The organism is Brevundimonas sp. LPMIX5 (assembly GCF_003576505.1).
GTDB lineage: Bacteria > Pseudomonadota > Alphaproteobacteria > Caulobacterales > Caulobacteraceae > Brevundimonas > Brevundimonas naejangsanensis.
The window spans coordinates 1-835 of record NZ_QWTZ01000043.1 but is presented as its reverse complement, the minus strand read 5'-3'; the positions used below and the strand labels follow the sequence as shown (position 1 = coordinate 835).

At 31.6% G+C, this 835-nt stretch carries 2 protein-coding genes; both read left to right on the top strand.

Annotated elements, in window-relative coordinates; genetic code table 11:
- Positions 1–190, top strand: a 190-nt coding sequence (locus D1604_RS15970; RefSeq protein WP_373561220.1) for a hypothetical protein, incomplete at its 5' end; no start/stop codon positions are given.
- Positions 191–244: 54 nt separating this feature from the next.
- Positions 245–598 carry an integrase gene (locus tag D1604_RS15150; protein ID WP_119413942.1) on the top strand — a complete coding sequence of 118 codons (354 nt, stop codon included), beginning with the start codon at positions 245–247 and terminating at the stop codon, positions 596–598.
- Positions 599–835: the final 237 nt, after the last annotated feature.

Sequence of the window (835 nt, the reverse complement as noted above, 5' to 3'; positions counted from 1 at the left end):
CAGAGATAACCGTAGCTATTTCAATGTTTTGGTTGACGATAACATCAAAAAATGGGTATTACGTTATCGTTCAAATTCAAAAAAAAGCACTATCGAAATCCGTGATAAAGGCATCTTCCCGGTGTCTACCCCTCTCGAAGTCGCAAATTATGCCAATGAAATTTTAGAAGTAATCAAGAAATTCTCATAATAAAAAAAGCCCTCTTTACTATACCCATTTTATCAAAAAAGTGAGGTAAAATCAATGTGGATGGAAGAATTGCCAAACGGCAAATATAAATTTTTTGAGAGATACAAAGATCCATATACTGAGAAATTAAAAAAAGTCTCAGTAACGATGGAGAAAAAAACTCACCAAGCAAGAAATCAAGCTGCGATTTTACTTCAGGAAAAGATAAAACAAAAGTTAGGAGAAAAACAACATGCTGTTTCTAATATAACTTTTGAAAAACTATATGAAGAATTTGAGGAGAATTGGAAACACGGCGTAAAAAACTCAACCGTCTACGCTTCAAAGAATGTAAAAAAAGAGATTTTAAAGCAGATAGAGGGCGACTACCTAGTTAGAAATTTGATAGACGTTTATTACAAAAAGTAATAGATCAACTATTACAAGATGGGAGATCTCATAACTATGTTTCTAAAATCAAATTCAAGCTCAATCAGATAATGAAATTTGCTATCAGAATGAATTATATTGATACAAATGAAATGCTATTTGTTGAAACGCCTAGAAAAGTAATTACATCCGACGAACTCAGAAAGAAAAATACAAAATACGTAGACCAAAAAGAGTTTAAGTTATTCATCCAAAATTTAAAAGACGAGGCCCTAT